We start from the raw sequence: 21,872 nt of genomic DNA on the forward strand, positions 1-21,872 counted from the left end.
ATCCCTCTATGATCAAACCTTACCCACCTCTTTCGAGGTAGGTAAGGTTTTTTTCGTTCTCCCTCTTTCGGATTTATGGCATAATCTGTGCAGTTTTATTTTTGTTCACTTAGATTTCAATGTTTCCAGAATTTGGCTATTTTTCCCTGATTTTTGCTCTTATTGCCTCGATAACCCAAGTAGGGTTATCGCTTTGGGGTGAACTAAGAAGAGCCCCATATTTTTTATCTCTAAACCCATTTCTCTCGCTATTACAAGCGGTCGGAACGGGCATTTCTTTTGCAAGCCTTGCTTATGCGTTTTTAACCGATGACTTCTCGGTGATTTATGTTGCTCAACACTCCAATAGCCAATTACCCGATTTTTTTAAATTCGCTGCCACTTGGGGCGGGCACGAAGGTTCAATGCTCTTTTGGCTTACCGCACTCACGCTCTGGACGACGGTCTTTTGCCTTTTTTCTCGTAAAATCGACCGCTTGTTTGCCAACCGCACGCTAGCGATGATTTCACTTGTTGCAATGGGCTTTATGCTCTTTATCTTGCTAGTTTCCAACCCCTTCGAGCGTGGTTTTCCACCTCCTCCAGAAGGCCGTGATCTCAATCCAATGCTGCAAGATGTTGGCTTAATTTTCCATCCGCCACTGCTCTATTTAGGTTATGTCGGCTTTGCCGTGAGCTTTGCGATGATTGTAGCAAGCCTACTTTCTGGCAAAATGGACGCTGCCGTAGCTCGTTGGATTCGCCCTTGGACGATGATTTCGTGGGGCTTTCTCACCGCAGGGATTATCCTCGGTGCTTGGTGGGCGTATTACGAACTTGGCTGGGGAGGTTGGTGGTTCTGGGATCCGGTTGAAAATGCTTCATTGATGCCGTGGCTTCTCGGCACTGCGTTAGTGCATTCGTTAATCGCTAGCGAACAACGTGGCATGTTTAATTATTGGACGATTCTACTCGCCATTTTCGCCTTCGCCTTAAGCTTGCTCGGCACATTTATCGTTCGCTCTGGCGTACTTACTTCTGTACACGCCTTTGCGGTCGATCCTGATCGCGGTGTGGCATTACTGCTGCTTTTCTTCAGTCTCAGTTTTATTGCTCTCGCACTCTTCGCTTGTAAAACTCAATTCTGGCAAGGTGAAGTACGCTTTACGCTCTTTTCTAAAGAAACCGCTTTTTTATTGCTCAATGGTTTATTTGCTGTAGCAACTTCGGTTGTGTTGCTTGGCACTTTTTATCCGCTTGTGTTTACGATGATGCAATGGGGCAGTATTTCCGTTGGCGCACCTTATTTCAACACTATTTTCACCCCACTTGCGTTGCTAGCAATGTGTGCAATGGGCGTAGCAGTGGTACTTCGCTGGAAAAATGTACCTCTTAAACAAGCTAAATTGCAACTCTGGCTTCTGCCCGTGGCGGTGTTGCTTGCCCTTGGTTTGATTTATCACACCGTGAGCCAAACACATCTGTTTAAAATCGAACCACTTCCCGTAGTGTTCGTCAGCCTTGCATTCTGGATTATGTTGACGCATCTGCCTTATTTGCGTTTTATGTGGAAAATCCGTCTGCTTGCAATGCGTTTGGCACATATCGGCTTTGCGATTTGTGTAATTGGTGCGATGATGAACAGCTACTATGGTGATGAAATTGGTGTGCGATTAAAACCGACTGAAACTGCCAATATCGCCGATTTTGAATTTAAATATGAAGAGTATCGCGATGCTATTGGTGCCAACTACACTGCTGAACAAGCCGTTTTTTCCATCAGTAAAGCTGGCAAAACGCTCGCCCAAATCATCCCAGAACGACGTTATTACGACATCCGCACCATGACAATGGCTGAAGTCGGCTTATATCACCACGGCTTGCATGATCTTTATGTAGTGATGGGCGATAAATTCGGCAATTTAGAATACGCCTTCCGCCTACATTACAAACCTTACGTTAGAGCTTTATGGCTTGGTGGGGTAATTATGGTGCTGGCTTCACTGATGGCATTGGTGGGGTATCGGCAACGTCGATAATCCTAGGGCGATACGCCCTAGGTTACGTATGAATGCGTCCTTACAGGACGCTATGATTTTATTCATGTCTATTTGTAACTTCCAGCTCTGTAAGGGCTGATTTATGCGTAACCTATGGCGTAAGCCATAGGAGATTACCGAAAAAGGAAAAATAATGAAAAAACTCCTCCTCTTTATCCCCCTCGCCATTCTGGTGGCAGTGGTGGCATTTTTAACCGTTCCTCTGCTTAATAAAGATGCTCTGTCTCCAACAGAAGATTGGCAAGATAAGCCAATACCCGAATTTGTGGGCAAAAATTTGCTCGATCCGCACGCACGTTTAACCAACAACAGCTTGCCGCAAGAGCCCTATATTTTGAATGTTTGGGCGAGTTGGTGTACCTGGTGTATTAAAGAGTTTCCGATCTTATTGAAATTGAAAGCTCAAGGCGTGCCGATTGTGGGTTTAACTTATTCCGATCAACCCGCCGATGCTCGCGAAGCCTTGGGACGTTGGGGAAATCCATTTACGTTGGTGATTGATGACTATGAACGCGGTTTTTTAATTCAAACCTTGAAGGTCTCTTCCGCCCCGTCAAGCTACTTGGTGGATAAACACGGCGTCGTTCGCTACCAACAAAAAGGCTATAATCCTGATTTTGAAAAGGATTTCCTGCCACGATTAGAAGCATTAAGAAACGAAAAATAAGAGCATAGAAATATAGGAATAGAATGAAGTTTTTGCAAAAGATTACCCTTTTTTTACCGCTTGTGTTTGCCGTTTTCAGCAATATTGTCAAGGCGGAAATGGTCGATACCTTCCAATTTCACAACGATGCGGATCGTATACGTGCAATAAGTTTGGCAAAATCTTTGCGTTGCCCGCAATGCCAGAATCAGAATTTGCTGGAGTCAAATGCCACTACCGCTTACAAACTTCGTATTGAAGTGTATGAAATGGTCAATGAAGGCAAATCGGATCAGGAAATTGTCGAAATTATGACCCAGCGTTTCGGTAATTTTGTAAACTACAAACCGCCTGTGAATGAGCAAACTTGGTTGCTTTGGGGGATGCCTGTTGGATTGTTACTTTTAGTTTTGATCGCAATTGTATGGCGAACTAGTTCAAAAAGAGCAGGAAAATAGATGAAAACACGTGAACAGCTTAATTTAGAAAACTATCAACAAGCGGTCAAATTCGCAGGCAATTTTGACGAACCGTTCAAACAAGAATATTTGTCGGAGGCAGAAAGCCGTTATCAATTTGATCAAAATACAACAGAACCTTTACAAAATAAAAGGAAATTTTCACCGCTTGTCGCAAGTTTGGTTGTGCTTTTAATTACCGTCCTCAGTGGCTTACTTTATTGGCAGTCGGGGCGTTATGCCTTGGTGCAAAAAGGTGAGCAAATGCATCAAGCCTTCCAAGTGAAATTGGAGATGGAAGACAAAACCCAAAAAAACGATCGCTATATTGAGAGCTTGCAAAACCGCTTGCGCGAGAACCCAAACGATGGCGATTTGTGGTATGAATTGGGGCAGGCTTATGCGTTAAATAATGAGTTTAATTCAGCATTGATTAGCTATCAAAATGCACAGGTGGTATTGGGCGAAAAAGCGGCGATTTTAGGGGCAATGGCAACCGTAGATTATTATGATAAAGGGCAAAAACTATCAAAGCAGGCAAAAGCGTGGTTAGATAAAGCCTTAGCATTAGACCCAAAAGAGAGTTCAAGCTTGTTACTACTGGCTTCCGATGCCTTTTTGCATAATGATTATGAGCAAGCAATTAGCTATTGGCGACGTGTGTTAGATGGCGATAATGATGCCATTAACCGCCGTGCAATTATTCAAAGTATTGAAATGGCGAAGCAGATGAGGCAAAAATAACCCCTTCTCTGAAAAAATTTCTAGATGGAATTTTTTCTGTCTCTCTTACCAAGAGCAAAGAGGAAATTTTCCACAAACTATTTAAATTCAAGTAGAATAGAACCCTTTTATTTTAACAGACACAGCAGATAAAAATTTGGAGAGATTATGCCTAAACTACGTTCAGCGACCAGTACACAAGGTCGTAATATGGCGGGTGCACGTGCATTATGGCGTGCAACAGGAATGAAAGAAAATGATTTCGGTAAACCAATTATTGCCGTGGTAAACTCATTTACCCAATTCGTACCAGGTCACGTACATTTAAAAGATATGGGACAGTTGGTTGCCGCTGAAATTGAAAAGGCAGGTGGTGTCGCAAAAGAATTTAACACTATTGCGGTGGACGATGGTATCGCGATGGGACACGGTGGTATGCTTTATTCGCTTCCAAGCCGTGATTTAATTGCAGACTCTGTGGAATATATGGTGAACGCACACTGTGCGGATGCGATGGTCTGTATTTCCAACTGCGACAAAATTACCCCCGGGATGTTGATGGCGGCAATGCGTTTGAATATTCCAACCATCTTCGTTTCAGGCGGCCCAATGGAAGCGGGTAAAACCAAGCTTTCTGATCAATTAATTCGCTTAGATTTGGTAGATGCAATGATCGAAGCAGCCGATCCAAATGTTTCAGATGAACGTATTGATGCCATTGAGCGTTCTGCTTGCCCAACGTGCGGCTCTTGCTCGGGTATGTTCACCGCAAACTCAATGAACTGCTTAACAGAAGCATTAGGTTTAAGCTTACCGGGCAACGGCTCAATGCTTGCCACCCACGCAGACCGTAAAGAGTTGTTCTTAAAAGCGGGGCGTCAAATCGTTGAATTATGCAAACGCTACTACGAACAAGACGACGAAAGCGTATTGCCACGCTCAATCGGTACTTTCGATGCCTTTGAAAATGCGATGAGCTTAGACATCGCAATGGGCGGTTCAAGTAACACTGTATTACACTTACTCGCTGCCGCACAAGAAGCAGGCGTGGACTTCAAAATGGAAGACATTGACCGCTTATCTCGCAAGGTTCCTTGCTTGAGTAAAATCGCACCGAACACCAACAAATACCATATGGAAGATGTTCACCGTGCAGGCGGTATTATGGGCTTATTAGGCGAATTAGACCGTGCAGGCTTAATCCACAAAAATACCCACACTGTATTAGGCTTAACCATGGGCGATCAGCTTGACCAATACGACATTATCCGCAACCAAGACGAAGAGTTACATAAATTTTTCCGTGCAGGCCCTGCAGGCATTCGCACCACTCAAGCGTTCTCACAAGATTGTCGTTGGGACACGGTAGATAACGACCGCGTAAACGGTTGTATCCGCAACAAAGAAAACGCTATTTCACAAGAAGGCGGTTTAGCAGTGTTATTTGGTAATATCGCAGAAGACGGCTGCATTGTAAAAACTGCAGGAGTAGATGAATCGATCTGGAAATTCACTGGTAAAGCGATTGTATTTGAAAGCCAAGAAGATGCCGTTGCAGGTATTTTAGGTGGTAAAGTGAAAGAAGGTCATGTGGTGATCATCCGTTACGAAGGCCCGAAAGGCGGACCAGGTATGCAAGAGATGCTTTACCCAACCAGCTACTTAAAATCGATGGGCTTAGGCAAAAAATGTGCACTTTTAACAGATGGACGTTTCTCTGGTGGTACATCAGGTTTGTCTATCGGTCACGCCTCGCCAGAAGCAGCCTCAGGTGGTGCAATTGGTTTAGTTCGCGATGGCGATATTATCAACATCGACATTCCAAACCGTGCCATCAATCTTGCAGTAAGCGATGAAGAACTTGCAACACGCCGTGCTGAGCAAGATCAAAAAGGCTGGCAGCCTGTAAACCGCCAACGTGAAGTCTCTTTTGCACTAAAAGTTTACGGACATTTCGCCACTTCAGCCGATAAAGGTGCGGTGCGCGATAAAACGAAAATTTAATTAAACTAACCGAAAGGCTGATGGGAAATCTGTTAGCCTTTTTTAGTAGGTTGTGTGAATGCAATTCACGCACTATTTTTTACCGCTTGTATGCGTGAACTGATGGTTCACACACCTTACTGTGAGGAATTATGGATATTTTAGATTTACTTCATCATCGTCGTTCAAGTAAACAATTTGGCAATGTTGCACCTAATACAGAACAGCTTGATGCGATTTTAAAAGCAGCTTTACGAGCACCAGATCACGGGCGAATGAAACCTTATCATTTTGTGGTGATTCAAAAAAGTGGTATGCCTAAATTTCACGAATGCTTAAAATCAGCAGCCATTGAATTTGAAATGGACGAAAAAAATGCTGCCAAAGCTGATAAATTGGCAAATCAAGCTCCAATGGTCATTGGCGTGGTGGCAAAATTAGATCACGAATCAGTGAAAGTCCCTGTTTGGGAGCAAATTGTTTGTGCAGGTTGTGCCACTTATGCAATGCAATTAGCAGCAAACGCTCAAGGTTTTGATACTGTTTGGATTACGAAAAAATGGGTGGAAGGCAAAGCCATTCGCGAAGCATTTGGTTGTGCGGAAACGGATAAAGTGATTGGCTTACTAATGATCGGTTCACCGAAAGATGGCGAAGAAATTGCTTCAGCCCGCGATGCAGAAGATCCAACTGATTTTGTGCACTTTATCCGCTAATATAGTTGAAAACGTTACTCAAAACCACGCTCAAAAATCACACCGACACTGCTTGCTTGAGCCACGGCTTTAGGCTTGTGTAATTTGATACGTAATTTTTGAATGCTGTAAGTTTCTTGCAGTAAATTTGCTACTTGATAAGCAACTGTTTCGACCAGTTTGAAAGGTTTACCTTCCACGAAATTCAAAATACGCTCTGACACTTCGGCATAATTTAAGCAATATTGAACATCATCGGTTTCCACCGCTTTGCTGAAATCCCAATAGAGTTCAATATCAAACACAAGGCGTTGTTTGATGGTGTGCTCCCAATCGTAGGCACCGATGGAAGCAAAAGCGGTCAGTTCGTGGATAAAAACTTTATCAAGCATTATAGATTTTCCTTATTTTATTCTGCTTTTATTATGCAGATAATGCGGTAAAATAGCGACAATATAACACAAAGACAGGGAAAAATATGACATTTACCGCGTATTTAATGATCTTCGGGACTTATCTGCTCGGTTCTGTATCGAGTGCAATTATTTTTTGCCGATTAGCAGGCCTGCCTGACCCACGTGAAAATGGCTCGAGAAACCCTGGAGCAACGAATGTATTGCGTATTGGTGGACGACTTTCTGCTCTTGGCGTGTTGTTGTTTGATGTGTTAAAAGGAATGCTACCTGTTGCCATTGCTTTCCGTTTGGGGTTAGAACCAAGCGAAATTGGCTTTATTGCATTAGCTGCTTGCTTAGGACACGTTTTTCCGATTTTCTTCCACTTCCGTGGCGGTAAAGGTGTTGCCACCGCCTTAGGCGCACTGATTCCTTTTGGAATGGAAATTTCTGAATTAGCTCTTGCAACTTGGCTAATAACCTTTCTTATTTCTCGCTATTCTTCATTAAGTGCTGTCATCACCGCCCTGATACTGCCTACTTTTGTTTGGTGGTATAAGCCTGAATTTACTTTTCCTGTTGCACTAGTTTGTTGCTTATTGGTTTATCGTCACCACGACAATATTCAACGCTTATGGCGTGGGCAGGAAGATAAAATGAGTTTTAAATGACAAAATAACAAAGCCACCTCTCGGTGGCTTTTTAACGTTGTCATTAACACAAAAATGCGGGGATATTTTTCTCGTATTCTGCGATTTTATCTTCATGCTGAAGGGTTAAACCGATATTGTCTAAGCCTTCGAGCAAGCAGTGGCGACGGAATTCATCTAGCTCAAAGTGGTAAACTTTATCGCCAGTAGTCACAGTCATTGCTTCTAAATCCACATAAATTTGCTTACCTTCATTTGCCCATACCCATTGGAAAATCTCTTCTACTTCTTCTTCGCTTAAGCGAATCGGTAGCATATGGTTATTCAAGCTGTTATTGTAGAAAATATCTGCAAAACTTGGTGCGATCATTACTTTAAAGCCGTAATCTGCTAACGCCCAAGGTGCGTGCTCACGTGATGAGCCACAGCCTAAATTTTTACGGGCAAGTAAAATTTTTGCTCCTTGATATTGCGGATAGTTCAATACAAAATCTGGGTTAGGCTTTGTGCCTTCTGCGTCTAAATAACGCCATTCATGGAAAAGATGTTTCCCAAAGCCCACTCGGGTAATGGCTTGTAAGAATTGTTTTGGGATGATTGCATCAGTATCCACATTTGCTGCATCAAGAGGCACGACTAAGCCTGAAAGTTGTTTAAAACCTGCCATTATTTTATCCTTATTAATTTAATGCCACTTGGCGAATATCTACAAATTTACCGAACATTGCAGCGGCTGCTGCCATTGCTGGGCTCACTAAGTGAGTGCGACCATTACGACCTTGGCGACCTTCGAAGTTACGGTTAGAGGTTGAAGCACAGCGCTCCCACTCACCTAAGCGGTCATCATTCATTCCTAAGCACATTGAGCAACCTGGATTACGCCATTCGGCACCTGCTTCGATGAAAATTTTATCTAAACCCTCTTTTTCTGCTTGCTCTTTCACTAATCCTGAACCTGGCACAACAAGCACTCGTTTGACGTTATCCGCCTTTTTGCGGCCTTTCATCACGGCTGCCGCTGCACGTAAATCTTCAATACGAGAGTTAGTGCAAGAACCGATAAACACTTGATCGACAGGAATTTCTTTGAGATCGGTATTTGGCTCAAGACCGATATATGCCAACGCTTTTTCTGCAGAAGCTTTAGTCACAGGATCTGCCATCTCTTCTGGATTTGGCACAACTTGGTCGATACCAATTACTTGACCCGGGTTTGTACCCCAAGTTACTTGTGGTGCGATGTCTTTCGCTTCTAACACAACAACGGTGTCGAACTTAGCATCATCATCTGATTTCAACGTTTTCCAATATTCTACCGCATCGTCCCAATCTTTGCCTTTTGGTGCGTGTGGGCGACCTTTTAAATATTTAAATGTGGTTTCATCTGGTGCGATCAAACCTGCTTTAGCACCCAATTCGATTGCCATATTACATACCGTCATTCGACCTTCCATTGAAAGATCGCGAATTGCTTCACCGCAGAACTCAACCACGTGACCTGTACCGCCTGCCATTGTGGTTTTACCGATAATTGCAAGCACGATGTCTTTTGCGGTAATACCTGGATTTACTTTACCACGCACTTCAATTTTCATACTTTTTGCACGAGCTTGCTTAAGGGTTTGGGTCGCTAAAACGTGCTCAACTTCTGAAGTACCAATACCAAACGCCAACGCACCAAATGCACCGTGAGTTGCGGTGTGAGAGTCGCCACATACAATCGTCATCCCTGGAAGCGTCAAGCCTTGCTCTGGTCCCATTACGTGTACGATCCCTTGTTCTTTTGTGCTCATATCAAACAATTGAATGCCCGTTGCTTTAGTGTTTTTAGCTAGTTCTAAAACTTGGATTTTCGCCTGACCTTCAAGTTTATTTACATCACGTACTTGGGTAGAAATACTGTGATCCATCGTCCCGAAGGTTTTACCTACTTGGCGAACCTGACGACCTGCCACGCGTAAGCCATCAAATGCCTGCGGACTGGTGACTTCGTGAATAAGATGACGGTTGATATAAAGAATCGGCGTTTCGCCTTCGGCTTCATAAACGATGTGTGTATCGAAAAGTTTTTCGTATAGTGTTTTTGCCATAATAAATTCCAACTCAAAATAAAATCGCAGAGAGCGATTGCAAAAAATTCGGCTTTTTCAACCGCTTGTCTTAAAACGCTTTAACTATAACGGTTCGATAAATTAAAGTAAAATGCTAATTTAATGAGAATAGACGATTTTTATGCTATTTAAAAAGCCTGAAACAAGAAATTTTAGGCTTTTAACAGAATAAAATATTAGAACTAAAAACAGACGCAGAGGGTTATCTAGCAATTTCACTGCTTTATAGGGTAATTTACTTGGAAGGTTTTTTCGTCTGTTTTTGGATTAAAAGGGGAAAACTATCAATTTTTAATTAAATCCATAACCATCCCCACCAAACAAGCGGTCGATTTTTCGGAAAATATTGCAGAAACAGGCACATACCACCAATTTTCTTGGGTGAAGGCTTTGCATTTTACGGCATCTTTTTCGGTCATCAGAAGCGGGAGATTTTGACTGAGTTTTGGCATAATCATTTCAGCAGTAAAGGCTTGGTGATCGGCAAAGCTAAATGTATCGGCAAGGGGAATGCCAAGCCCTTTAAGCATATTAAAGAAACGAGGAGGGTAGCCAATGCCTGCGAGGGCGTAAACAGGTTGGGTAAATTCGCTGAGTTTGCGTTTTTCACCCGTTTTAAGGTTAATTACAAAATCGGGTTCGAGGTGCATTGCGTGTTCACCTGCATTTGCATTTTTCCCGTTACAAATGACCGCTTGCACTTTCTTTAATCGGCTTGGTAGCTCGCGTAATCCGCCTGCTGGGAGCACGAAACCGTTACCAAATCGGCGTTCACCATCAACTACTACCCATTCCATATCTCGCTCAAGTGCGTAATGTTGTAAGCCGTCGTCGGTGACGATTAAATCAAGCTCAGACTGGCTTAACAGCAGTTCAATGCTTTGTTGGCGGTTTGGTGAAATTGCCACAGGTGCGTGGGTGCGTTGTGCAATTAGCACGGGTTCATCGCCCATCAATTTGGGATCACTTTCTGGTGTGACTAATTGTGGATAGATTTTGTTTTCTCCGCCATAACCACGAGAAATTACGCCGACTTTTACACCTCTTTTCTGGAGTTGTTCCACAAGCCAAATCACAAGCGGAGTTTTACCGTTCCCTCCCACAGAAATATTGCCAATCACTAAAACAGGCACAGGTGAGCGGTAGGATTTGAGGATTTTTTTGTGATAAAGGGCAATGCGGATTTGGCTAATGAACCAAAAGAGCAACGAAAATGGGGCGAGTAGCCAAGTGATAATTGAGGTTTTTTGCCAGAGTTTCATTTTGTGTTTATGAAATAAGAGTGGTAGGGGCGTGTTGAACACGCCCCGACAATGCGATTAGCTAGTAATCTTTGTTACATCAAACAACTTTTCCAATTGCGTAGTCAGTAATGAAATTGGTCGGATGCTTTGAAGCCTTAAGTTTAAAATCAATGTCTGTTGGCTTTTTTGAGCGTTTAAATCTAACACTTCAAAGCCACGGTGACGCACTACGCGAAGTAGGCGTTCTAAAGTTTCAGGTCGAGCATTCGCCTCAATGGTTAAATTGTATTGTTGCATTTTATTCACCCTCCAACATATCGGTGTTGCAAGCACCAGGTGGCACTAACGGCCAAACATTGCTCTCTTCTGGAATGCACGCTTGCAGTAAATATGCCCCTTCAGCGTTTAGCAAGCGGTCTAATGCGCCAGAAACTTCGCTCGCTTTTTCAATACGTTCAGCAGGAATGCCAAAAGCGTTGGCAAGCATCACAAAATCAGGGTTGTCATCTAAAATTGTTTCGCTATGGCGTGATTTGAAGAAGAGTGATTGCCATTGTCGAACCATACCCAAACGTTGGTTATCAAGCAACAACATTTTAATTGGTAATTGACCGCGTTTAATCGAGCCAAGCTCTTGAATATTCATCATAAATGAGCCATCGCCTGTAATTAAAATCACAGGATCGTTTGGGCGAGCTTTCGCTACACCTACAGCCGCAGGTAAACCGAAGCCCATGGTGCCGAAACCAGCAGAAGTAATGTAATTTTCTGGGGCAAAGTGGCGAACATGCTGAGCTGACCACATTTGGTGTTGCCCCACATCAGTAGTAATAACCGCATTTTCTGATTTGCGTTCAGAAAGCGTGTTCAATAATGCGTAAGGATCAATATCGCCTTCACCAGCGTTGTCGTTGTAGTCAAAATCGTGGACAGATTTGAGCTCTTTCACACGCCCACGCCATTCATCAATATCAAGCGGATGAGCCAAAATGTTCACCGCTTCTGCCATATTGCCTTTAAGTGCCACGTGAGCTTGGCGAAGTTTGTTGATTTCAGCTGCATCAATATCAATGTGGATTACTTTTGCATGTGGGGCGAAGGTGTCTAATTTGCCTGTTACGCGGTCGTCAAAACGTGCACCGCAGGCGATCAATAAATCACACTCTTGTACGGCATAGTTTGCCGCTTTTGTGCCGTGCATCCCGATCATTCCCATATAAAGTGGATGATGAGGTGGGATCGTGCCAAGACCTTTAAGGGTTGAAACAGACGGAATATTTGCAACTTCAATGAAATTTCTAACCGCTTGCACAGCCATTGCCATTCCAACCCCACCTCCGACATAAAGTACGGGTTTCTTCGCATTAGCGAGCATGGCTTTTGCTTCAGTTAATGCAGTTGGATCTTGCTGAGGAGCAGGATCTTTTGGGTAAACAATCGGTTTAAGCGAAGTTTCCGCCACTTGTACATCTTTTGGAATATCAATTAACACGGGGCCAGGTCTGCCACTTTGAGCGATTTTAAACGCTTGAGCAATAATTTCTGGTAGTTCATCAATATTCTGCACAATAAAGCTGTGTTTCGTGCAAGCGAGCGAAAGCCCTAATACATCTGCTTCTTGGAAGGCATCTGTCCCAATAAGCGGATTAGCGACTTGCCCTGTAATAGCAACCACAGGAATCGAATCTGCAAAAGCATCGCCTAAGCCAGTGACCAAATTGGTTGCTCCAGGCCCTGAAGTCGCAATACATACCCCCACTTTGCCTGTTGAGCGAGCATAACCGATAGCCGCCATTGCTGCCCCTTGTTCATTGCGGCAGAGAAGATGGTCTAATCCTGAATCATAAATGGCATCGTAAGTCGGCATAATTGCCCCACCTGGGTAGCCGAAAAGATGCGTAACTTGATGTGCTTTTAAGCACTCAATGACTAAATGTGCACCATTCATTGGAGATGTTGTGTCCTTTTCTTTTTTGTGAAGTAATGGCGGTAATAGATAACACAAAATAACAATATTTTGAATTAAATTTGTGAAAAAATGTAATTTTATTTGGAGAAACAAAATGGTAGGAATATTTTTTAATTTTAAAGTTGGTTATTTATTGAAAGGATGGGTATAACTAGAATAAGTTACCATTAACCATAAAGGGGTATTTCTACCTATTTTTGTTGATTTAGTTCAAAAAAAACGATTTTTACGATAGAAACAAGTTGATAAATTCTATATGCTCACACGCATAAGATTACCGTATCTTATTGTTTTAATAAGAAAAATTCTCATTTACATTCATTCCTTGTGGGGGACTCTATCGTGAAACGTTTAACCAAAACTTTAGCAATGGCGACCATTGCAATGCTCGGTTGCTTTCATTCGGCACAGGCTGAGGAAAAGGCGACTGAAACTTTAACGCAAAAAGCACTTAAACATGAAAAATTAGGTGTAACAGTGGAATCTGCAAATCATCTTTTTGCAGATAAATATCCACTTCAATACAATTCTTGGAAAGCAACTTCTGAATCGACTGACCGTGGTAGTGCGTTAGAAGCTGATCCTCGTAGTGTCATTCTTTGGGCTGGTTATTCTTTCTCAAAAGAATATAACAAGCCTCGTGGTCACTATTATGCCGTCACGGATGTGCGTGAAATTTTGCGTACAGGGGCACCGAAAGACGAAAATGATGGTCCGCAGCCAATGGCATGCTGGACTTGTAAAGGTCCCGATGTACCTCGTTTAATTGAAGAGAAAAGTGAGCGTGGTTATTTCGATCCAAAATGGGCGAAATATGGCTCTGAAATTGTCAATTCTATCGGCTGTGCCGACTGTCACGATACAAAATCAGAAGATTTTAAAGAAGGTAAACCTGCATTACGTGTTGCTCGTCCACACGTATTACGTGCATTGGAAAGTGTAGGTTGGACTTTCGAAAACTTAGACAAACAAGGCAAACGTGTTGCTGTATGTGCAAACTGCCACGTGGAATACTATTTCAAAGATAAAAAAGATGTAACCTTCCCTTGGAAAAATGGCGTAGATGTGAGCAGCATTGAAAAATATTACGATGATATTGAATTTGCTGACTGGACTCACGCATTATCAAAAGCCCCAATGTTAAAAGCACAGCACCCAGACTTTGAAATTTGGTCACAAGGTGTGCACGGCAAAAATGGCGTAACTTGTATCGACTGTCACATGCCGAAAGTGAAAGATAAAGATGGCAAAGTTTACACCGACCACAAAATCGGTAATCCATTCGATCAATTTGAGAATACTTGTAAAACTTGTCACGAGCAAAGCAAAGAAACACTTCAAAAACGTGTTGCGGAGCACAAAAAACAAGTAAAAGATGCAATGATCAAATTAGAAGATCAAATCGTGAAAGCCCATTTTGAAGCGAAAGCTGCGTGGGAAGCAGGTGCAACCCCTGATGAGATGAAAGATATCTTAAAAGCTATTCGTCATGCTCAATGGCGTTGGGACTATACTTCAGCGAGTCACGGTGGCTATATGCACGCACCAGATATGATGTTACACGTGATTGCAACAGGTATCGACCGTGCTGCAGATGCACGTGCTCAATTAGGTGTAGTATTAGCGAAACACGGTGTAACTACTCCAGTTGCGATACCAGATATTTCAACCCGTGAAAAAGCGCAAAAAGCAATTGGCTTAGATATTCCTAAAGACCAAGCAGCGAAAGATGAATTCTTACGCACAGTAGTGCCACAATGGGAAGCAACAGCTCGCGAAAAAGGCTTATTACCGCCAGTTGAAGTGCAAAAAGAAGTCACAACACCAAAAGCAGAAGCAAAATAATTAAGCTTGAGGTGACGATATGAAAAACTTAATTTCAAAAGCAGGGCGAGCAATCGCCCTCCAAGCGGTCGCTTTAGTAAGTTGTTTTGCAATGTTCTCTGCAATTTCAACCACTCATGCTGAAATGCCACCACTTCCACAACAGATGTGGCAAGGTAAATCAGATGTTCAAGTCGCAGATGAAGCACGTCGCGATCCGAATAAGTATTGTACGCAATGTCACGAAACCGCGAATGCGACAGGTAAACCATTTAGCCACGCGGGTAAACACTTCCAACACGGAACGAAAAGCCCAAATAGCGGTGAGCAAGTGACTTGTGTAAGCTGCCATGGCAATATGTCTGAAAATCACCGTAAAGGTGTGCGTGATGTAATGCGTTTCAGCAAAATGGATCAAAAGGCAAGCAAACCTGAACTTGAACGTACGGTTCACGAGCAAAATCAAGTATGTGTGGCGTGCCATACGGCGGATAAATTGCGTGAAAAATTCTGGGCTCACGATACTCACGCAAACAAAATTGCGTGTGCAAACTGCCATGAACTTCACCCAGAAAAAGATCCGATGAAGGCAATTCCTGAAAAACAACGTATCAAACTTTGTACAGATTGCCACACTAAAATTCAGGCTCATAAAGAAGAAGTTAAAGCTCAGGAAGCTAAGGAAAACCAATAATGACTTGTACCCGTAGAGATTTCGTCTCAGGGGCAGGTGCTATCGCTGTAGTAGCAAGCACAGGGCTTGCTGCTTCGGTTACTCTTGCAACTGAGAATGAACCGAAAAAAATTCGCTATGCGATGGTACATGATGAAACATCTTGTATCGGTTGTACAGCATGTATGGACGCTTGTCGCACCACAAATAAAGTGCCAGAAGGGGTTTCACGTTTAGAAATTATCCGTAGCGAACCTTATGGCGAATTCCCAAATGTGGAATATGAATTCTTCCGCCAATCTTGCCAACACTGCTCAAACGCACCTTGTGTTGCAGTGTGTCCAACTGGAGCTTCATTTGTCGATCCAGAAACAGGGATTGTCGATGTACATTCAAATTTATGTGTAGGCTGCCAATACTGTATCGCTGTTTGCCCGTATCGTGTGCGTTTTATCCATCCAGAGAAAAAATCGGCGGATAAATGTAACTTCTGTCGCGATACCAACCTTGCAGAAGGTAAACAGCCTGCTTGTGTAGAAGCTTGTCCAACTAAAGCATTAACCTTTGGCGATATGAACGATCCAAATAGTGCCGTGGCGAAAAAAGTGCGTGAAAACCCAGTTTATCGCACCAAAGTGTCATTAGGTACTCAACCGAACTTATATCACATTCCATTTGGCAAAGGGGAGCATAGATAATGAACGACTATATTCCTTTTCATACCCCCAATTTAGTGTGGGACAGCACTATTGCGGTTTATCTCTTCTTATTAGGGATTTCCTCTGGTGCGGTGCAGCTTGCTATTGCATTCCGTAATAGCGTAAAAGTAGAAAAGCCAAGTGAGAACTGGATTATTCGTAGTGCGGCAATTTTAGGTACCATCCCAACAATTCTTGGTTTGACCTTATTGGTGTTCCACTTAACTAAACCGTGGACATTCTGGAAGCTGATGTTTAACTACAACGGCACATCCGTGATGTCAATGGGCGTAATGATGTTCCAAGCCTATATGGCTGTATTGGTAGTCTGGATTGCGATTATGTTTAAAGACTGGATCGCAGTACTTATAAATCGTTACTTCCCCGTGTTTAAATTCGTCTTGCCTTGGATTGATTTCGCAGAACGTAAGCTCTTAAAACCGATTGAATTTGTGCTATTTACCTTAGCTGCAGTGCTTGGTGCTTATACGGGCTTCTTACTTTCAGCGTTAATCAGCTACCCAATGTTGAATAACCCAGTGTTGCCAGCTTTGTTCTTAGCATCGGGTACTTCATCAGGTATCGCAGCGACTTTCTTGATGATTTTAATTGCAGGTAAACTTTCAGGTGAAAGCCGAGAAATTCACTTTATCCACAAATTCGAAGTACCGATTATGGTTACTGAATTAGGTTTGTTAGTGGCGTTCTTCGTTGGTTTGCATTTCGGTGGAGCAGATAAACAACTTGCCTTGCACAACGCAATGACAGGCTTCTGGGGAATGGTATTCTGGATTGGGGTTTTCTTTATCGGTATCTTAATTCCACTTGTTGCCAACCTATTTGGTAGCCACAAAGTGAAACACAGCCCTAAATTCATCATTTTGGTCTCTATCTTCGACTTAATCGGTGTGTTCTGCTTACGTTTCTTTATCCTTTATGCAGGGCAGTTAACAGTAGCAAGTTAATTTAAACTCCTTGCTTTCCAAGCGGTCAATTTTGTTAAATTTTTTGCAAAATCGACCGCTTTCACATTTTCTGATAGCAAAAAACGGCTTTTTGCTGTAAACTGTTATCCCGTCCTGATAGTTGGGATTTCGTAAAAATGCCAACTCTTCAATTCATTTCCAACCCAATTTTTCATCACAAAGGCAAATAAAATGGCAACGAATTATATTTTTGTGACGGGCGGTGTTGTTTCTTCTTTAGGGAAAGGCATTGCCGCGGCGTCTTTAGCCTCTATTCTTGAAGCTCGTGGTTTAAATGTCACCATTATGAAGCTTGATCCTTATATCAACGTAGACCCAGGTACAATGAGCCCAACGCAACACGGCGAAGTATTCGTGACAGCGGACGGTGCTGAAACCGACTTAGACTTAGGTCACTACGAGCGTTTTATCCGCTCAAAAATGAGCAAAGCGAACAACTTCACTAGCGGTAAAATTTACTCTGAAGTATTACGTAAAGAGCGTCGCGGCGACTACTTAGGTGCAACTATCCAAGTAATTCCACACATTACTAACGAAATCAAAGAACGCGTTATAGAAGGTGGTAAAGGTCGTGATGTGGTGATCGTTGAAGTGGGCGGAACGGTAGGCGACATCGAATCACTACCATTCTTAGAAGCATTACGCCAATTAGCGGTAGACGTAGGTCGTGAAAAAACCTTATTTATGCACTTAACTTTAGTACCATATATTCCAACTGCAGGCGAAGTGAAAACCAAACCAACGCAGCATTCTGTGAAAGAATTGCTTTCAATTGGTATTCAGCCAGATGTGTTGATCTGCCGTTCAGACCGTGCAATCCCTGCGAACGAACGCAAAAAAATCGCCTTATTCTGTAACGTGCCAGAGCGTGCGGTAATTTCATTAAAAGATGTAGATTCAATCTACCGCATTCCAGAATTATTAAAATCACAAGGTTTAGATAGCTTTGTGTGCGACCGTTTCCGTTTAGACTGTCCAGAAGCAGATTTATCTGAATGGGAACAAGTGCTTTACCGCCAAGCTAACCCAACGGGCGAAGTGACTATCGGTATGGTGGGTAAATATGTGGAATTGCCTGATGCGTATAAATCTGTAAATGAAGCATTAAAACACGCGGGTTTAACCAACCGCTTAACCGTGAACATTAAATACATTGATTCGCAAGATGTAGAAACCAAAGGCACTAGCGTGCTTGAAGGAGTTGATGCGATCCTTGTTCCTGGTGGTTTCGGCTATCGTGGCGTGGAAGGCAAAATTCGTACCGCTCAATATGCTCGCGAAAACAAAATCCCATATTTAGGTATCTGCTTAGGGATGCAAATTGCCTTAATCGAATATGCTCGTAACGTAGCAGGTTTAACCGAAGCGAACTCAAGCGAATTCGACAAAGATTGTCCACAACCTGTAATCGGCTTAATCACTGAATGGCAAGATAAAGATGGCAATGTTGAAACTCGTTCTGATGACTCAGACTTAGGCGGCACAATGCGTTTAGGGGCACAAAAATGCCACTTAATCGAAGGTTCAAAAGCTCGTGCATTATATGGCGCAGAAACCATTGAAGAACGCCATCGTCACCGTTACGAAGTAAACAATACATTGCTTCCGCAAATTGAAGCCGCAGGCTTGAAAGTAACTGGTTTATCAGAAGACCGTAAATTAGTGGAAATCATTGAAGTGCCAAATCACCCTTGGTTTGTAGCAGCTCAATTCCACCCAGAATTTACTTCAACACCGCGTGATGGTCACCCGCTTTTTGCAGGTTTTGTAAAAGCAGCGAAAGAGTACCAAGACTCACATAAAGCATAATCCATCAGGGTTGATAAAATGATTAACAAGCGGTTAAATTTGCAAAAGAGATTGTAAATTTGACCGCTTATTTTTTCTATAGCTTTTATTGCCTAGGGCTTTCACACTAGGCTACGCATAAATCAGCCCTCTTGGGGCTGTACATTACATATCCCAAAGGGATGTAGCTTATACTTAACTATTACCTACGGAGGAGGAAATTTGAAGAAAAAAAGATATTTATCTGAACAAGAACTTATCCAATTTATCGAACAAAAACTCGCAGAAGATAATATTTTTGAGCTGCTAAAAGGCTTTTTCCATTGGATTCGTTGCGAAGAAAATCGAGAGCTACAACTCAAATTTTTAATCACAACATTAAAGAAAAACAAGCCACTTACGCAAAATTTGGCATCACAACTTTGTCGTTGGTTATGCAGCATGCGACTTTATCCGCTATTGATTTCTAACGGTATTTTAAGCCGTGATGGTTTTAGACGCGAATTTCGCTCACGCTTATATGAAAAATTCAATCCTGCCGTGCCAGATATAAAAGATCTTCGTGATATTTTTTTCATCTTGTTTAACGATAAACACGATGGCGAATGGCTCAACAGTGTACCGTTGCGATATTGGAGCAGCCTTTTCAAACTACTTAATCGTTATACAAGTGAGGGAGAACGTGAGCGTGTGGATGCTCATTTGCGGGCGGAAGGCCTATTTGCGATTAAGATGCTTTCGATTTGGATTGCTGCTGAAGAGATGCAGCCTGAACTGATGCGTTTAGATCCAAGTTTAATTGAGGCAGATAGTCCTTTTGTTGCATTACAAAAAGAGGTGATGCTCTGGATTGAAGCACGCCGTCGTAATGAGCTGTTTGATGATGGGCACTTGCAAGTGATGTTTGCCCAAAGTAAGGCATTAATCGACCGCTTGAAGAAAAAAGGGGCAGCGATGGGCTCTTCAATGGAAGTGGCTTATCTGCTTGAACGATTGGAGCAGACGCTTGAGCGCCTTGCGATGTTGATGGAGGTATTTGCTTCTAATCGATTTTTGCCACGCCGAATTTTGCTTTTGGCTGGAAATTTAGCCATTGCTTCTGCAAATAAACATAGCATCTCCGCGCTTTGGAAGCAGAGTGTGAGTATGCTTTCACGGAGCATCACACAGAACACTAGCGACCACGGTGAGCATTATATTACTCGCACTAAAAGTGAGTATCTTTCGATGTTCTACTCTGCCGCAGGCGGAGGCGTACTAATTGCGTTGATGGCATTGTTCAAAATTTACCTGGGCGGTGTGATTGAAGATAAGATGCTAAAAGGTATTGCCGAGGGGCTAAATTACGGTATTGGTTTTACCCTGATTTTTATGTTGCACTTTACTGTTGCAACCAAGCAGCCCGCAATGACCGCCGCGCGATTTGCTGATTTCGTTGGAAAAAATCCGCAAGGGCGAGCCGTGAATATGAAGCTGGCACAATTGCTGATTGATGTATTCCGCTCCCAAAGTATTGCGGTTATTGGCAATGTGACGGTAGCGGTTGGGATTGCTTCGCTCGTAGCTTATGGCTACCAATATTTCGAAAATAAGCCATTACTCGATCAGGATCAAATCGCTTACCAATTGCACAGTATTGACCCGCTCGGTGGCACACTTTGGTTCGCCGCAATTGCAGGTATTTGGCTTTTCTGTGCGGGTTTGATTTCAGGCTACGTGGATAACCGTTGTAATTATCTCAACTTGCGAATGCGATTGCAGTATCACCCACTACTTGTGAAAATAATGAGCGAACACAAGCGGTCAGTTTTTGCTAATTATATGCATAACAACTATGGTTCGATTGTGGGTAATCTTGCCTTCGGGATGCTACTCGGCTTAACAGGCGTGGTGGGCTATTTACTCAATCTCCCGCTTGATATCCGCCATATCGCTTTCTCTTCGGCAAATGTGGGATATGCGGTAATGAGCGGTGATTTAGGCTGGGCAATTTTCTGGCAAAGCCTCGGTTTTGTGTTGCTGATTGGCGTGGTTAATCTGGCGGTAAGTTTCTCATTTACACTTTCATTAGCACTTCGCTCATTAGGTACGACAGTCGATAGCTGGAAAAATATTGCTAAATGCATATGGCAAATCCTCAAACAAAAACCGCTGAGTTTGATTTTGCCGATGTGATAAACAACATAAATTTTCGTTTTACCAAAAATCCCTTTCATCATTTAATGAAAGGGATTTTTTATTATTACACCTTAAAGAAGTGCAGCGACTTCATCGCTGATTTCTCCGTTGTGATAAACGTTTTGTACATCATCACAATCTTCTAGCATCTCGATTAAACGGAGTAATTTGGGTGCAGTTTCTGCATCTAGATCTACTGAAGTAGATGGAATCATTGTGACTTCCGCTTCTTGAATTTTGAAACCTGCTTTTTCAATGCCATCACGTACGTTACCTAAATCTTCCCATGCAGTATAGATTTCAAATGAGCCGTCATCTTGCGGTTGAATGTCATCTGCACCTGCTTCGATTGCTGCTTCGGTTAATGCATCTTCATCTGCTTCTGCAATTAAAATTAAGCCTTTTTTGCTAAATAAGTAACCAACAGAACCTTCAGTCCCTAAGTTACCACCACACTTGGTGAAACTTGGGCGAACTTGTGAAATGGTGCGGTTTGCGTTGTCACTTAAACATTCCACCATTACCGCTGTGCCGCCTGGACCATAACCTTCGTAGATTTTGGTTTCCATATTAGTGTCATCGCCACCACCCACACCACGCTCGATGGCACGGTTAATGGTATCACGCGTCATATTGTTTGATAACGCTTTATCTACTGCTGAACGTAAACGCGGGTTTGCGCTCACATCGCCACCGCCGATTTTTGCTGCAGTAACTAATTCACGGATTAATTTGGTAAAAATTTTACCGCGTTGTGCATCTTGTGCTGCTTTGCGGTGTTTAATGTTAGCCCACTTACTATGACCTGCCAT

At 42.8% G+C, this 21,872-nt stretch carries 20 protein-coding genes; 13 read left to right on the top strand and 7 right to left on the bottom strand.

The genetic code is table 11. From position 1 onward, the window contains the following. Nucleotides 1–119: 119 nt before the first annotated feature. The 6 genes from nrfE (at nt 120) to B0184_RS01975 (ending at nt 6,565) form a co-directional block, all read left to right on the top strand. Complete coding sequence (nrfE, locus tag B0184_RS01950; protein ID WP_005710347.1) at nt 120–2,018, top strand: heme lyase NrfEFG subunit NrfE; 1,899 nt, start codon at nt 120–122, stop codon at nt 2,016–2,018. A gap of 154 nt (nt 2,019–2,172) precedes the next feature. After that, entirely contained in the window at nt 2,173–2,706 is a 534-nt protein-coding gene (locus B0184_RS01955) for a redoxin family protein (protein ID WP_005710271.1), read from the top strand. A 23-nt stretch (nt 2,707–2,729) separates the two neighbouring features. Then, nucleotides 2,730–3,143, top strand: a complete 414-nt coding sequence (nrfF, locus tag B0184_RS01960; protein WP_005710318.1) for a heme lyase NrfEFG subunit NrfF — start codon at nt 2,730–2,732, stop codon at nt 3,141–3,143. Then, nucleotides 3,144–3,887, top strand: coding sequence for a TPR domain-containing protein (locus B0184_RS01965; RefSeq protein ID WP_005710264.1), 744 nt, complete (start codon nt 3,144–3,146; stop codon nt 3,885–3,887). Nucleotides 3,888–4,034: 147 nt separating this feature from the next. Further along, nucleotides 4,035–5,870, top strand: coding sequence for a dihydroxy-acid dehydratase (gene ilvD / locus B0184_RS01970; protein ID WP_005710262.1), 1,836 nt, complete (start codon nt 4,035–4,037; stop codon nt 5,868–5,870). 131 nt (nt 5,871–6,001) lie between these two features. Next, nucleotides 6,002–6,565, top strand: coding sequence for an NAD(P)H nitroreductase (locus tag B0184_RS01975; RefSeq protein WP_005710147.1), 564 nt, complete (start codon nt 6,002–6,004; stop codon nt 6,563–6,565). Nucleotides 6,566–6,579: 14 nt separating this feature from the next. Here B0184_RS01975 and folB read toward each other — a convergent pair whose 3' ends face one another. Next, nucleotides 6,580–6,936 carry a dihydroneopterin aldolase gene (gene folB / locus B0184_RS01980; RefSeq protein WP_005710263.1) on the bottom strand — a complete coding sequence of 119 codons (357 nt, stop codon included), beginning with the start codon at nt 6,934–6,936 and terminating at the stop codon, nt 6,580–6,582. Between the two features lie 86 nt (nt 6,937–7,022). Here folB and plsY point away from each other — a divergent pair, with 86 nt between their 5' ends. After that, entirely contained in the window at nt 7,023–7,610 is a 588-nt protein-coding gene (plsY, locus tag B0184_RS01985) for a glycerol-3-phosphate 1-O-acyltransferase PlsY (RefSeq protein WP_005710211.1), read from the top strand. Nucleotides 7,611–7,653: 43 nt separating this feature from the next. On the opposite strand, the gene leuD is transcribed toward plsY, so the two are convergent. From leuD to ilvG, 5 genes are all read right to left on the bottom strand, one after another. Then, nucleotides 7,654–8,256, bottom strand: coding sequence for a 3-isopropylmalate dehydratase small subunit (gene leuD, locus B0184_RS01990; RefSeq protein WP_005710273.1), 603 nt, complete (start codon nt 8,254–8,256; stop codon nt 7,654–7,656). Between the two features lie 13 nt (nt 8,257–8,269). Beyond that, nucleotides 8,270–9,679, bottom strand: a complete 1,410-nt coding sequence (gene leuC / locus B0184_RS01995) for a 3-isopropylmalate dehydratase large subunit (protein WP_005710150.1) — start codon at nt 9,677–9,679, stop codon at nt 8,270–8,272. A 305-nt stretch (nt 9,680–9,984) separates the two neighbouring features. Further along, nucleotides 9,985–10,962: a tetraacyldisaccharide 4'-kinase gene (gene lpxK / locus B0184_RS02000; RefSeq protein WP_005710235.1), complete on the bottom strand. Its 978-nt coding sequence runs from the start codon at nt 10,960–10,962 to the stop codon at nt 9,985–9,987. 57 nt (nt 10,963–11,019) lie between these two features. Then, nucleotides 11,020–11,241 (bottom strand): acetolactate synthase 2 small subunit, encoded by a 222-nt coding sequence (gene ilvM, locus B0184_RS02005; protein ID WP_005707879.1) that lies wholly within the window; start codon nt 11,239–11,241, stop codon nt 11,020–11,022. Nucleotide 11,242: 1 nt separating this feature from the next. Continuing rightward, nucleotides 11,243–12,892, bottom strand: coding sequence for an acetolactate synthase 2 catalytic subunit (gene ilvG, locus B0184_RS02010; protein ID WP_005707883.1), 1,650 nt, complete (start codon nt 12,890–12,892; stop codon nt 11,243–11,245). A 363-nt stretch (nt 12,893–13,255) separates the two neighbouring features. Here ilvG and nrfA point away from each other — a divergent pair, with 363 nt between their 5' ends. The 6 genes from nrfA to B0184_RS02040 all read left to right on the top strand — a co-directional run bounded on the left by nrfA (nt 13,256) and on the right by B0184_RS02040 (nt 21,057). Next, nucleotides 13,256–14,758, top strand: coding sequence for an ammonia-forming nitrite reductase cytochrome c552 subunit (gene nrfA / locus B0184_RS02015; protein WP_005707864.1), 1,503 nt, complete (start codon nt 13,256–13,258; stop codon nt 14,756–14,758). Between the two features lie 19 nt (nt 14,759–14,777). Further along, nucleotides 14,778–15,431: a cytochrome c nitrite reductase pentaheme subunit gene (gene nrfB, locus B0184_RS02020; protein ID WP_005707875.1), complete on the top strand. Its 654-nt coding sequence runs from the start codon at nt 14,778–14,780 to the stop codon at nt 15,429–15,431. Then, nucleotides 15,431–16,108, top strand: coding sequence for a cytochrome c nitrite reductase Fe-S protein (gene nrfC / locus B0184_RS02025; protein WP_005707847.1), 678 nt, complete (start codon nt 15,431–15,433; stop codon nt 16,106–16,108). The genes nrfB and nrfC overlap by 1 nt, the downstream gene beginning before the upstream one ends. Further along, nucleotides 16,108–17,073, top strand: coding sequence for a cytochrome c nitrite reductase subunit NrfD (gene nrfD / locus B0184_RS02030; RefSeq protein ID WP_005707852.1), 966 nt, complete (start codon nt 16,108–16,110; stop codon nt 17,071–17,073). The genes nrfC and nrfD overlap by 1 nt, the downstream gene beginning before the upstream one ends. A 192-nt stretch (nt 17,074–17,265) precedes the next feature. After that, complete coding sequence (pyrG, locus tag B0184_RS02035) at nt 17,266–18,903, top strand: glutamine hydrolyzing CTP synthase (RefSeq protein ID WP_005707862.1); 1,638 nt, start codon at nt 17,266–17,268, stop codon at nt 18,901–18,903. 201 nt (nt 18,904–19,104) lie between these two features. Beyond that, complete coding sequence (locus tag B0184_RS02040; protein WP_005707848.1) at nt 19,105–21,057, top strand: site-specific recombinase; 1,953 nt, start codon at nt 19,105–19,107, stop codon at nt 21,055–21,057. 74 nt (nt 21,058–21,131) lie between these two features. Here the strand turns inward: B0184_RS02040 and B0184_RS02045 are convergent, their stop codons facing one another. After that, nucleotides 21,132–21,872: a YebC/PmpR family DNA-binding transcriptional regulator gene (locus B0184_RS02045; RefSeq protein WP_005707881.1), complete on the bottom strand. Its 741-nt coding sequence runs from the start codon at nt 21,870–21,872 to the stop codon at nt 21,132–21,134.

Source organism: Haemophilus paraphrohaemolyticus, from assembly GCF_002015045.1.
GTDB lineage: Bacteria > Pseudomonadota > Gammaproteobacteria > Enterobacterales > Pasteurellaceae > Haemophilus_A > Haemophilus_A paraphrohaemolyticus.

Excerpts from the sequence above, each read along its gene's own strand:
- B0184_RS01955 (WP_005710271.1), top strand. The coding sequence starts at position 2,173 with ATGAAAAAACTCCTCCTCTTTATCCCCCTCGCCATTCTGGTGGCAGTG.
- nrfB (WP_005707875.1), top strand. The coding sequence starts at position 14,778 with ATGAAAAACTTAATTTCAAAAGCAGGGCGAGCAATCGCCCTCCAAGCG.
- leuC (WP_005710150.1), bottom strand. The coding sequence starts at position 9,679 with ATGGCAAAAACACTATACGAAAAACTTTTCGATACACACATCGTTTAT.
- leuD (WP_005710273.1), bottom strand. The coding sequence starts at position 8,256 with ATGGCAGGTTTTAAACAACTTTCAGGCTTAGTCGTGCCTCTTGATGCA.
- lpxK (WP_005710235.1), bottom strand. The coding sequence starts at position 10,962 with ATGAAACTCTGGCAAAAAACCTCAATTATCACTTGGCTACTCGCCCCA.
- nrfD (WP_005707852.1), top strand. The coding sequence starts at position 16,108 with ATGAACGACTATATTCCTTTTCATACCCCCAATTTAGTGTGGGACAGC.
- nrfE (WP_005710347.1), top strand. The coding sequence starts at position 120 with ATGTTTCCAGAATTTGGCTATTTTTCCCTGATTTTTGCTCTTATTGCC.
- folB (WP_005710263.1), bottom strand. The coding sequence starts at position 6,936 with ATGCTTGATAAAGTTTTTATCCACGAACTGACCGCTTTTGCTTCCATC.
- ilvM (WP_005707879.1), bottom strand. The coding sequence starts at position 11,241 with ATGCAACAATACAATTTAACCATTGAGGCGAATGCTCGACCTGAAACT.
- nrfC (WP_005707847.1), top strand. The coding sequence starts at position 15,431 with ATGACTTGTACCCGTAGAGATTTCGTCTCAGGGGCAGGTGCTATCGCT.
- plsY (WP_005710211.1), top strand. The coding sequence starts at position 7,023 with ATGACATTTACCGCGTATTTAATGATCTTCGGGACTTATCTGCTCGGT.
- ilvG (WP_005707883.1), bottom strand. The coding sequence starts at position 12,892 with ATGAATGGTGCACATTTAGTCATTGAGTGCTTAAAAGCACATCAAGTT.
- ilvD (WP_005710262.1), top strand. The coding sequence starts at position 4,035 with ATGCCTAAACTACGTTCAGCGACCAGTACACAAGGTCGTAATATGGCG.
- pyrG (WP_005707862.1), top strand. The coding sequence starts at position 17,266 with ATGGCAACGAATTATATTTTTGTGACGGGCGGTGTTGTTTCTTCTTTA.
- B0184_RS02045 (WP_005707881.1), bottom strand. The coding sequence starts at position 21,872 with ATGGCAGGTCATAGTAAGTGGGCTAACATTAAACACCGCAAAGCAGCA.
- B0184_RS01965 (WP_005710264.1), top strand. The coding sequence starts at position 3,144 with ATGAAAACACGTGAACAGCTTAATTTAGAAAACTATCAACAAGCGGTC.
- B0184_RS01975 (WP_005710147.1), top strand. The coding sequence starts at position 6,002 with ATGGATATTTTAGATTTACTTCATCATCGTCGTTCAAGTAAACAATTT.
- nrfF (WP_005710318.1), top strand. The coding sequence starts at position 2,730 with ATGAAGTTTTTGCAAAAGATTACCCTTTTTTTACCGCTTGTGTTTGCC.